Genomic DNA, 10,967 nt, shown 5'->3' on the forward strand with positions numbered 1-10,967 from the left:
GCGGCGCGGGCGGCCGTTATCGTCTCGCAAGGATACAGCTTTACAGTAATGCCGTCATGCAATTATTGAATCAAGCAACCAGTTCGTACATTTCCGATGCATGCTGCGCAACATTTGCCCCCTTCGCACTCGGCTGTGGCGGCCGCACGCCCGTCCGGCCGCCGACGTCGATGTCCGGGTGGTGGATGTGACAAAAGAAGTTCAGCAGCGGGTGTTGCGCAGCCGTCCAGCGCGCTTCGATCGTCGTGATGTCGAAGGCCATCACGCGGTGCGGGATATTGCCCACGTGGCGCAGCGGCACGAAACCCAGATCCGGGAACACGTCGACGAAGGTCAGTTGTTCGTACTGGCGGTCGACCGGCGCGCGGCCGGTCGCCAGGGCCCAGTCGATGTCGTTTTCCTGGCAATACATCACGCCGGCCTTGAGCAGCGCCGTCTTGACCATGCGGCCGATCCGGCCATTGTCCACGCCCAGGCGGCTCATCTCCGCCAGCGGCTGGCCGCGCAGCCAGTCCGGCAGCGCGACGGATTCCTCGACGTGCAGCGGTTCGTGCAGATTCGTCTGCATCCGGGCGGTCCCCAGGGGGGCGCCGTCCAGCTTGGATTCGGCCAGGAAAACGATTGCGTCGTCGCCGTAATCGCAGGCCTCGGGCCGGACGAGCTGGCGCGCGAAGTCCGGGACGTGGCGCGCATAGGCCGCATGGCGCACGCGGACGGCCTTCCACAGATCGGCCTCGTTGCTCACGCGCCGGATCGTGAAGGGCAGGCGTTCGGTCGGCTTGCCCGGAACCCCATAGGGGACGTGGGTGGGGCGCAGGACGCCGGGGTAGCGCATTTCCATGTTGACTCCTGAGTTGATGTTCAGAAATGTAAATTCCGTATTGAACTTTATCAACGTTGCAGGGGTGTACTAATTGTCGAAAAGGCGTGCCTTTTGCCCCTAATTCAATTTTCATTAAAACATCATCATAAACCTTTATCTTCTGACAACGTTCGCGCGGTGCCGCTGACGCGGATCGAACCGCCCGCTTCCGCGCCGATGTCGGCGTGCAACAGCGAGCGCATGCCCATGTCCTCGCCCTGCACGACGTCGATGGCGCCGCCGTGCGGCCAGCCGAGGTCGCGCAGGTAGCCGGCCAGTGCCGCCGTGCCCACCCCCGTGGCCGGGTCTTCGTAGACGCCGCCGCTGGCGAACGGATTGCGGGTGTGGAACTTGCGCGCATATTCGGCCCAGGCCAGCACGATCGTCGTCAGGCCGTGCCGTTGCATCAGCGCGCGGCCCGCTTCCAGGTCGTAGCGCATCGCGCCCAGCAGGTCGCGGCTGGCCAGCGCCAGCACGAGGTGGTTCGCGCCTGCATGCGCGAGGGCGGGCGGGATGCGCGGATCGAGGTCGGCATCGTGGTAACCGAACAACGCCAGCGCGTCCGCCACGAGGTCGGTCGCGGCCGGCCGGCTCCAGGTGGGCGGCGACTGCAGCGCGGCGGCCACGCGCGCACCGTCGCGCCGGCCTTCGACCGTGATGGCGGCCCCGTTCAGGGACAGCGCGAACACGCCGTCGCCCTCCCGCTGCGCCAGCGCCGCGCCCAGCGCGATCGTCGCGTGGCCGCAGAACGGCACTTCGGACGCCGGCGAAAAATAGCGCACGCGCCAGCCCTCCCCCTGCCTTGCCGCGAACGCCGTTTCCGAATAGCCGACGGCGTGGGCCAGGCGCTGCATGGCGTCCGCCGGCGGCAGCGCGGCACCGATCCAGACGCCGGCCGGATTGCCGCCGGCGTCGCCGTCCGAGAACGCGGCGATGCGCAAAATATCGTTTGTCGTTGCAGTCGTCATTGGTGTCCCGTGCGAAGTAGGTGGAGAAACGTCAGGGTTGCAATACGCCGGCCAGGCGGGCGGCGAGAAAGTCGACCAGCGCCTGCACGCGCGGCGCCAGCGCGCCCTGCTTGTAGAACACGGCCCACACGGGCTGGGTCCAGGGCAGCGCGGCGTCTTCCAGCAGCGGCACGAGGCGGCCCGCGGCCACGTCGGCGCGCGTGAGGAAGTCCGACAGGCTGACGATGCCGGCGCCCGCGAGCGCGAGATGCCGGATCGTCTCGCCGCTCGTCGCCGTCACGTGCGGCGCGCCGCGCCAGCCGTCCTCGCCGCCCGCGCGCAGCGGCCACGTGTTCAACGACGCCGGCGCGACGAAGCCGACCAGCCGGTGCCGCGCCAGGTCCCCGACCTGCGCCGGCGTGCCGTGGCGTTCGAGGTAGCCCGGCGCGGCCAGCACGCGGATGCGGCTCGACCCGAGACGGCGCGCGTTCAGCGTGGAGTCGGGCAGCTGGCCGATGCGGATCGCGACGTCGGCCTTTTCCTCGATCAGGTCGACGACGGTTTCGCCGCTGGTGAGCTCCAGCTGCACTTGCGGATAGGCGTCGAGGAAGTCCGGCAGCAGCGGCGCGATCAGGTGGTCCAGCGCGGGCGTGGCGGCATTGACGCGCACCAGGCCCGCGGGCAGTGCGCGCGCGAGGGCGGCCTGGCGCTCGGTCTCTTCCAGTTCGGCGAGGATGCGGCGCGCGCGGCCCAGCAGCCAGGCGCCTTCTTCGGTGAGATCGAGGCGGCGCGTCGTGCGGTGGATGAGGGTCATGCCGAGCTGCTGCTCCAGGCGCGCGATGGTACGCGACACGCCGGACGGCGTCTGCCCGAGCTGCTGCGCGGCGCCCGAAAACGAGCCGGTGTCGATCACGGCCACGAACGCGATCAACGCTCCCACGTCCAGCATTTTTGCTCCCAGGTCAAAAGTCTATTGTACGGCGGCGGGTTTTTCTTTGCGGGCCAGGCGTCCAGAATGCGCCATCGATCAACCAAGACGGTCTTCAAGGAGCAGAACATGCCACTCGCCTTATGGGCACTCACATTGAGCGCATTCGCCATCGGCACGACGGAATTCGTGATCGTCGGCCTGATTCCCACCATCGCCGGCAGCCTGCACGTGTCGGTGCCGTCGGCCGGCCTGCTCGTCAGCCTGTACGCGCTGGGCGTCGCCGTCGGCGCGCCCGTGCTGACGGCGCTCACCGGCCGCGTGCCGCGCAAGACGCTGCTGCTCGGCCTCATGCTGCTGTTCACGGCCGGTAACCTGACCGCGTGGATGGCTCCCGGCTACGCCGCGCTGATGGCCGCGCGCGTGCTCACCGGCCTCGCGCACGGCGTCTTCTTCTCGATCGGCTCGACGATCGCCACGAGCCTCGTGCCCAAGGAAAAGGCGGCCAGCGCCATCGCCCTGATGTTCAGCGGCCTGACCGTGGCGCTCGTGACGGGCGTGCCGCTCGGGACGTTCATCGGCCAGCGTCTCGGCTGGCAGATGACGTTCCTGGCCGTCGCGCTGCTCGGTGTGATCGCCTTCGCCGGCATCGCCCTGCTCGTCCCGCGCGGCATCGCCGGCAGCGCGCCCGCGGGCCTGCTCACGCAATTGTCGGTGCTGAAGAAACCGCGCCTGCTGCTCGTGTACGCCATGACGACCCTGGGCTACGGCGGCTCGTTCATCGCCTTCACCTATCTGGCGCCGATCCTCGAACAGGTCGCCGGCTTCGCGCCGGGCAGCGTCGGCCTCGTGATGCTCGTGTACGGCGTGTCGGTCGCCTTCGGCAATATCTGGGGCGGCAGGCTGGCGGACCGCAAGGGCCCCGTGCGCGCCCTGCAGATCGTGTTCGCGCTGCTGGCCGCCGTGCTGTTCGTCCTCGACGTCACGGCCGCGAACAAGGTCGCCGTCCTCGTCACCGTGCTGGCCTGGGGCGCCGTCGCCTTCGGCAACGTGCCGGGCCTGCAGGTCTACGTCGTGCGCCGCGCCGAGATCGATGCGCCGCGCGCCGTGGACGTGGCGTCCGGCCTGAACATCGCCGCGTTCAACGTCGGCATCGCCCTCGGCGCCTGGGGCGGCGGCCTGATCGTCGCGCACCTCGGCCTGATGCACACGACGTGGATCGGCGGCCTGATCGTCGTCGGCGCGCTGGCCCTCACCACGCTGGCGGGCTGGCTGGACCGGCGCGACCCGGCGCCGCATCCGGAGCAGGCGGCATGCGGCGAACGCGCCGTCGCCATGCACTGAATTCGTCAAGCTTTTAACAAGGAGTCACCATGAACACCCTCCCGCGCCTGGGCCTCGGCACGTTCCGCCTGCAGGACCGCGCCGCCATCGATTCGGTCGCAAACGGCCTCGAACTGGGCTACCGCCACATCGACACCGCGCAGATCTACGGCAACGAGGCCGAGGTCGGCCAGGCGCTCGCGGCATCCGGCGTTACCCGCGGCGACGTCTTCGTCACCACCAAGATCTGGACGGAGAACCTGTCCGCGTGCCGCCTGCGCGCCAGCCTCGAACAAAGCCTGATCAAGCTGCGCACCGACCACGTCGACCTCGCGCTGATCCACTGGCCGTCGCCGGGCGGCGCGGTCGCCGTGGCCGAATCGATGGACGCGCTGCTGGCGGCGCGCGAGGCGGGCCTGACGCGCGCCGTCGGCGTGTCGAACTTCCCCATTGCGCGGCTGCGCGAGGCCATCACCGCCGTCGGCGCGGACAATATCGCGACGAACCAGGTCGAGCTGCATCCGTTCCTGCAGAACCGGCCGCTGGCCGCGTTCATGGCCGACGCCGGCATCCGCCTGACGGCCTACATGCCGCTCGGCCACGGCAAGGTGACGGACGACGCGACGATCGTCCGCATCGCACGGGAACACGGCGCGACGCCGGCCCGGGTGGCGCTGGCGTGGTCGATGGCGAAGGGCCATGCCGTGATCCCGTCGTCGACGCAGCGCGCGAACCTGGAGAGCAACCTGCGCGCGCGCGACCTGGTCCTGTCGAGCCGGGACATCGCCGCCATCGATGCGCTGGACCGGGGCGAGCGCCTCGTCGACCCGGACTTCGCGCCGCGCTGGGATTAGAACCGTTCCCGCCGGCTCCGCTTACTTGTCCAGCTCCGCGTAGTGGCGGAAGATCCCTTCCTCGTTGAAGGGCAGCCGCCGCTTCGACTTCAGGTAGGCCGCGATGCGCGGCCGCGCGGCCACCCGGTCGTGCAGGGCCATCAACAGCGGATAGCCCGCGTCGATGCGCGCCAGCGCCTTCGGAAACGCGTAGCGCAGGCCGGCGACGAGCTGGAACAGCGACAGGTCGGCATACGTGACCGCGGCGCCCAGCAGATAGTCTTTCGGCTCCGGCCGGGCCAGGATGTTCTCGAACCAGTCGAAGAACTTGGGGATGCGCGTGTCGATGAAGTCGGCCGCGCGCCGCTTCGCTTCCGGGCGCTGGTCCTCGAAATACAGCGACGTGGCGATCGGATGATGGGTGTCGTGCGCTTCCGCCACGATGTCGGCGATCGTCAGCTGGATCTGGCTCACCCAGTATCTACCCTGCGCGTCCTGCGGCGCCAGCCCGTGGCGCTCGCCCAGGAACATCAGGATGTTGGCGGTCTGCCCGATTGTCACGTCGCCCGCCTTCAGGAACGGCGGCGCGAACGACGGATGGTCGGCGCCGTCCATCGCCGCCATCATGCGCGCCATGCCGCCGGGCTCGCGCGCCACGTCCACGTATTGCACGCCCGCTTCTTCCAGCGCCAGGCGGACGAATTCGCCGCGGCCCTGGATGCTCGGCCAGTAAAAAAGTTCGTAAGGTTGCACCATGATGATTTTCCCGTGTCTGTCGGACGACATAGTAGACCGTACAGCCATTTTGGGAGGCACGAAACGACGTTTTTATCCTGCTCTCTTGTATTTCCAAACTTGACACCGGTGTGTCACAGGCAAGTGGCCGTCACGGTCCACGTGCTCTTGCCGGGATCGCAGCCCTTGATTTCCCGGATACGCACCACACAGCGTGTATCGTTGGGGGAGACTTTGATAAACCACGGCTGTTCTCCGAGCGGTGCCATGTGTTGCCCCCATTCGTGCCCGCCATGGAACCGGCCTTTGATCCGCTTGCGGGAGCCATATTCGCAGATGAACCAGCCCTCCTCGTTCGCTGGAAGCTCGTAACGCAGGTCTGTGCCTTCTGCCGCCGCCCGCTCGTCGGGATGGTCCCAGCCGGAGGGGAACGGCGGGCCGCTGCTGGGCCGCTTTCCCCACATCATGTAGGCGTTGGTCAACGGGTCTGCCGGTGCATCCTTGCCGGGGTAGGTCGGAGGACAGCGATAGTCTCCCGCACGGGCAACGGAGCACGACAGGACAAGCGCCGCGATGAGAGTTCGCTTCATGGAACGAGCGCCACGTAGAACTCTTCCGCACGATCGCACGGTTTCTTCAGCGATGACGCAGGCCAGACATTGACATGACGAGGCCCGGGCGGCTTCGGTCTGCCGGTATGCCACTGATCGAACATCGAAATGCCCCCGGCCTTGCCTGTTGACGTGCTGAATGTATCCCCACTTATGAATAGAGCGGCATGGTATCCGTGCACGTTGACTTCCGGCCCGTGCGGATACTGCCAATTCCCATCAATGAGTTTGAAGTTCGCGATAACTGTGCCCGGCTTGAGCGTTTTTGCCACGTCGATAACACGATCGCCACGCTGCCATCGTCCGGTCCAGCCCACATTAGTGAGTTCCTGCGGGAGCCGGGCGCACTCTCCGTTGGCGATCATCAAAGCGTCCAGGCCTGCCTGTCTGTTCTCTTTCCAAGCCTGTTTGTATTTCTCGTCCCATTCCTTGATCAGCGCGTTCATGTTGCCGCTGTAGACGACTGCATGTGGCATCCCGGCCTCCCGTCAGGCCGGCTTCTTACAACATGACGTTATCCAGCTCTATCCGATAGTACGTGATCGGCTTGCCGTCCCCGTCAGCGCGCATGAACTCCAGCTTCGCCCTGGGCAGTGTCTTGCCCATCGCGCAGTGCTGGAACAGCACCGGGGACGAGATGTCAGCAAGCTTGGTGAAGCTGACTTCGGACAGATCGGCGGCGCCGCTGGTATGCCCCCCTGCTGTGGACACAGACATGGCTCGGGGCTGATTTACACCGAAAGCGACGTCGGAAATCTCGATCCAATCCTTATGGGCAGAGTCGGCCGACTCGCCTTTAATGCCCTCGATTTGCAGATATGCGTCGACCGCCATTTTCGCCTCCGTTCCAGTTGAGCAAATGAACGATTGTTGCCCGGCAGCTTACGGCCAACGTTGGCGAGAGTCAGGCAGGCAAAAGAAACAGATCAACGAGACCGGAAGACGGAGCAGCCGGCCAATATCATCGACTAACAATAGTGACCCGGGTGTGATGTGCCTTGTCTCGATTGCCCAGCTTCAAGGTGAATGATTCTGACCGGCGGAAAAAAGTTCATACACCATGCCACGCTCCTCAACTTGTTCGGTCTGACTCAATTATTGAGCAGCTTTTCGATGTTCGGCGCGGCAATCGTGCTAGTCTTGCGTCTGGAACTTGCCTGACAAAAGATCAACAAAGAGAGACATGAAGACAATAAGAAATACGGGGGGAATGAGTTATCGATGGCATCGATCTTGACCTGCTGAACGATCAATTACCGTTTAGCAAAAAACTAACGAGATAAATCCACCGATACCGTACCCGGAGCGCACCATGATTTTCGCTCACCTGACCAAACACTGGATGGCCCGCCGGCGCCAGTACAGCCTGTCGTCGTGGGTCCTGTGCATCGCGCGCAGCCTGCGCGTGCTGGCCTATTACCGCGACCACCGCGCGCTGTGCCGGCTCGGCGTCTACCGCAAGCACGTCGCGGGACCGGCCAACGACGACCTGTTCCACCACCTCAGCCACCGTGACTACCTGATCAAGGGCTTGACGCCGCGCCAGCGCGTGCAGGCCGTGCTGAGCCACTACCGCTTCGAGGAAACGACATTCAACGAAGGCTATCTGGAAGCCGTCTACGGCCAGCGCTGCCTGCCCCTGTGGCAGCACGAGGCCGAAGGCAGCAGCTTCATGATCCAGCTGGAAATGGCGTCGCGCAGCAATGCGGAGGGCGACCTCACCGTCGCGCTGGTCGCGGACGGCAAATGCCTGCACCGCCTGTCCTTCAGCTGGCTCGAAGGCGAGATGGTGGGCGTCGACATGCCCGTCGTCCCCTTCATCGCGCGCAACCAGGGCCGCTGGGTCGATTCCGGCACTGCGTTCGAGGCGTTCGAGCGCATCTTCCCGAACAATTCGCCCAGCTTCTTCTGCTTCGCGGCCATGCAGGGCATCGCACTGGCGCTCGGCATGGACAAGGTCGTCGCCATCCGCAGCGAAGCGCATGTCGCCTACGATCCCGACCCGGACAAACACTTCGCCAACGCCTACGACGGCTTCTGGAAGATCCTCGGCGGCGAAGAGATGCCGGGCCGCGACGGCTACCTGATCGCGCTGCCCTTCTACGTCAAGCCGCTGTCCGAGATGCCGTCCAAGCACCGCAAGCGCGCGGCCCTGCGGCGCGAGCACTGGCGCCTGATCGGCGAATCGTCCCGCGCCATCGTGCAGCGCCACCTGCTGCACGCGCGGGCCCATGTGGCGCATCCGGCGGCGATTCCCGAGCCGGCCTGAACGAGGCCATTGACAGACGCACCACATTAGGGCGCGGTGTGCTACACTCGCGCCTTCGCTAGGGGTCCTGGGAGTTCGCTTCCCGGGTGAGAGATACCCTTCGTACCTGATCTGGATAATGCCAGCGAAGGAAAGCGCAACGCAGTTCCCATCCTTGTTTGCCCTTCCCCCCGTTGGCTCCGGCTTTTAAGAAAAAGCAGCGCGCCGAGCGTCGGCGCGCGAAAACGAGCAAACCATGAACCGTCATTTGAAGTACACCATCCTGGCCGGCGCCATCGCGCAAGCCTTCATCGCGAACGCGCAGGCGCAGGACACCACCCACCCGGTCGCCGAAGTCGTCGTCACGGGCAACCGCTTCATCGTGGTCGACCGCGCCAGCGTCGGCGGCTTCGGCGAGGCGTCGCTGTTCGACACCCCGGCCTCCATCACCGCCATCGGCCGCACGCAGATGCAGGACCTGTCGATCCGCTCCACGACCGAGGCGATGCGCTTCGACGCGTCCGTGGCCGACGCCTACAACGCCGTCGGCTATGCCGAGCAATTCTCGATCCGCGGCTTCGCGCTGGACAACAACTACAGCTACCGCAAGGACGGCTTCGCGATCCCGGGCGACACCCAGATCCCGCTCGAGAACAAGGAACGCTTCGAAGTGCTGAAAGGCCTCGCGGGCCTGACGTCCGGCGTCGCGACGCCGGGCGGCATCGTCAACTACGTGACCAAGCGTCCGACGGCCGCGCCGCTGCGCTCGGCCACCGTGGAAGTCTCCGAACGCGGCACGCTGTACGGCACGGTCGATCTCGGCGGCCGCTTCGAGGATCGCCGCTTCGGCTACCGCATCAACGCGGCCGCCGCCGACATCCACCCCTACGTGCACGGCGCCAATGGCGACCGCCAGTTCGTATCGGCCGCCTTCGACTGGCAGATCACGCCGGATGCGCTGCTCCAGCTGGACATGGATTACCAGCGCAAGGCCCAGATCACGGCGCCCGGCTTCCAGCTGATCCGCAACGAAGTGCTCCCGACCGGTGTGTCGCCCAAGATGCTGCTGAACGACCAGCCGTGGACGCGTCCCGTCACGACCAGGGACAGCAACCTGGGGCTGCGTTTCGAATACAAGCTCGCCCCCGGCTGGCTCGCGACCGTGGCCGGCAACAAGCACTGGTTCAAGCGCGACGACTTCACCGCGTTCCCTTACGGCTGCAGCAACGAGGGCGCGGGCTTCTATCCGGGCTACTGCTCGAATGGCGACTACGACGTCTACGATTACCAGAGCACGGGCGAGCGCAAGTCGCCGTGGGGCGTGCAGGCGCAGGTGCAGGGTAAGTTCGCGACCGGCACGATCCGCCATGCGCTGACCGTCGGCACGTCGTATTCCGAGCGCCACGACAGCTTCGGCGATTACGTGTACGACTACGTCGGCTACAGCAATCTGTGGAACCCGCTCGTGACCCCGCACGTCGCGGCCGACCGCGTGACGGGCCCCGTGTTCGAGCGCCGCAGCGACGAGGAACGCGCCCTGTTCGCGCAGGACATCGTGAGCCTGACGAACCAGCTGACCTTGCACGCGGGCCTGCGCCATGTGCAGATCAAGCGCAGCGAATTCATCGACGAGGCGACCGGCTACGTGCACAGCGACGATTCGTTCCTGCTGCCGAGCGTTGCCCTCGTGTTCAGCCCCGCGCGCGACTGGAACGTGTACGGCACGATCAGCCACGGCCTGCAGCACGGCGGCGTCGCGCCCATGCAGACGACGAACGAGAACCAGGTGCTGGCGCCGCAACGTTCGCACCAGGTCGAGATCGGCGCCAAGGCCGCACTGGCGAACGGCCTCGATCTGTCGGCCGCGCTGTTCCAGATCCGCCAGGGCCTGGAGTACACCGATGCGGGCAACACCTTCGTGCGCAACGGCCGCGAAACCCATCGCGGCATCGAACTGACGGCGCAGGGCCGGGCCACGCCGGCGCTGGACTGGAGCCTGTCGCTCATGGCGCTGAACACGCGCCAGGAAGGCACGGGCCAGGCGGGCATCGACGGCAAGCGCGTGACGGACGTCCCCGCGTTCAAGTCGATGGCATGGGTGCAGTACGCGGTGGCGGCAGTCCCGGGCCTGAAGCTGGACGGCACGTGGCAGTACTCGGGCAAGAAGGCGTTCGACCCCGAGAACACGGTGTTCGTGCCGGACTACCACGTGTTCGGCGTGGGCGCGTCGTATGGCGTGAAATGGGGCGCGACGAACGTCACGCTGCGCGCGCGGGCCGAGAACCTGTTCGACAAGTTCTACTGGCGCGACGTGACGCCGGAACTGGGCGGCTACCTGCTGCCGGGCGCACCGCGCACGTTCCGCGTGTCGGCGCAGTTCGATTTCTAATCACCGTCGCCCCCGCGCAGGCGGGGGGCCAAGTGTCGGTACGAAGTCGCGGAAGCCGGCGCAGTTCGATTCTCAACCACCGTCGCCCCCG

11 protein-coding genes and 1 riboswitch are annotated in these 10,967 nt (G+C 66.1%); of the genes, 4 read left to right on the forward strand and 7 right to left on the reverse strand.

Going from position 1 to position 10,967, the window contains the following annotated elements; translation table 11 throughout:
- Positions 1-70: 70 nt before the first annotated feature.
- From ASC93_RS02575 to ASC93_RS02585, 3 genes are all read right to left on the reverse strand, one after another.
- Complete coding sequence (locus tag ASC93_RS02575; RefSeq protein WP_200958256.1) at positions 71-841, reverse strand: hypothetical protein; 771 nt, start codon at positions 839-841, stop codon at positions 71-73.
- Between the two features lie 125 nt (positions 842-966).
- Positions 967-1,830 carry a PhzF family phenazine biosynthesis protein gene (locus ASC93_RS02580; RefSeq protein WP_056436427.1) on the reverse strand — a complete coding sequence of 288 codons (864 nt, stop codon included), beginning with the start codon at positions 1,828-1,830 and terminating at the stop codon, positions 967-969.
- A gap of 31 nt (positions 1,831-1,861) precedes the next feature.
- The gene (locus tag ASC93_RS02585) at positions 1,862-2,758 is read right to left on the reverse strand and encodes a LysR family transcriptional regulator (protein ID WP_056436430.1); all 897 of its coding nucleotides are present in this window, start codon (positions 2,756-2,758) and stop codon (positions 1,862-1,864) included.
- A 108-nt stretch (positions 2,759-2,866) separates the two neighbouring features.
- Between ASC93_RS02585 and ASC93_RS02590 the strand changes: the two genes are divergently transcribed.
- Positions 2,867-4,081, forward strand: a complete 1,215-nt coding sequence (locus ASC93_RS02590; RefSeq protein ID WP_056436433.1) for an MFS transporter — start codon at positions 2,867-2,869, stop codon at positions 4,079-4,081.
- 29 nt (positions 4,082-4,110) lie between these two features.
- Positions 4,111-4,914 carry a 2,5-didehydrogluconate reductase DkgB gene (dkgB, locus tag ASC93_RS02595; protein WP_056436436.1) on the forward strand — a complete coding sequence of 268 codons (804 nt, stop codon included), beginning with the start codon at positions 4,111-4,113 and terminating at the stop codon, positions 4,912-4,914.
- A gap of 21 nt (positions 4,915-4,935) precedes the next feature.
- Here the strand turns inward: dkgB and ASC93_RS02600 are convergent, their stop codons facing one another.
- The 4 genes from ASC93_RS02600 to ASC93_RS02615 all read right to left on the reverse strand — a co-directional run bounded on the left by ASC93_RS02600 (position 4,936) and on the right by ASC93_RS02615 (position 7,073).
- Positions 4,936-5,649 (reverse strand): glutathione S-transferase, encoded by a 714-nt coding sequence (locus ASC93_RS02600; RefSeq protein ID WP_056436929.1) that lies wholly within the window; start codon positions 5,647-5,649, stop codon positions 4,936-4,938.
- A gap of 113 nt (positions 5,650-5,762) precedes the next feature.
- Positions 5,763-6,218 (reverse strand): hypothetical protein, encoded by a 456-nt coding sequence (locus ASC93_RS02605; RefSeq protein WP_157201714.1) that lies wholly within the window; start codon positions 6,216-6,218, stop codon positions 5,763-5,765.
- Complete coding sequence (locus ASC93_RS02610) at positions 6,215-6,685, reverse strand: BPSL0067 family protein (RefSeq protein WP_162251783.1); 471 nt, start codon at positions 6,683-6,685, stop codon at positions 6,215-6,217. Before ASC93_RS02610 ends, ASC93_RS02605 begins: the two co-directional genes overlap by 4 nt.
- 55 nt (positions 6,686-6,740) lie before the next feature.
- Positions 6,741-7,073, reverse strand: coding sequence for a type VI secretion system tube protein Hcp (locus tag ASC93_RS02615; protein WP_056436446.1), 333 nt, complete (start codon positions 7,071-7,073; stop codon positions 6,741-6,743).
- A gap of 478 nt (positions 7,074-7,551) precedes the next feature.
- Here ASC93_RS02615 and ASC93_RS02620 point away from each other — a divergent pair, with 478 nt between their 5' ends.
- Positions 7,552-8,508, forward strand: coding sequence for a DUF535 family protein (locus ASC93_RS02620; RefSeq protein WP_082547711.1), 957 nt, complete (start codon positions 7,552-7,554; stop codon positions 8,506-8,508).
- Between the two features lie 50 nt (positions 8,509-8,558).
- Positions 8,559-8,658: riboswitch (TPP riboswitch) on the forward strand.
- Between the two features lie 85 nt (positions 8,659-8,743).
- The gene (locus ASC93_RS02625) at positions 8,744-10,876 is read left to right on the forward strand and encodes a TonB-dependent siderophore receptor (RefSeq protein WP_056436450.1); all 2,133 of its coding nucleotides are present in this window, start codon (positions 8,744-8,746) and stop codon (positions 10,874-10,876) included.
- Positions 10,877-10,967: the final 91 nt, after the last annotated feature.

Origin of the sequence: Massilia sp. Root335, assembly GCF_001425685.1 — a bacterium.
Taxonomy (GTDB): Bacteria; Pseudomonadota; Gammaproteobacteria; order Burkholderiales; family Burkholderiaceae_D; genus Telluria; species Telluria luteola.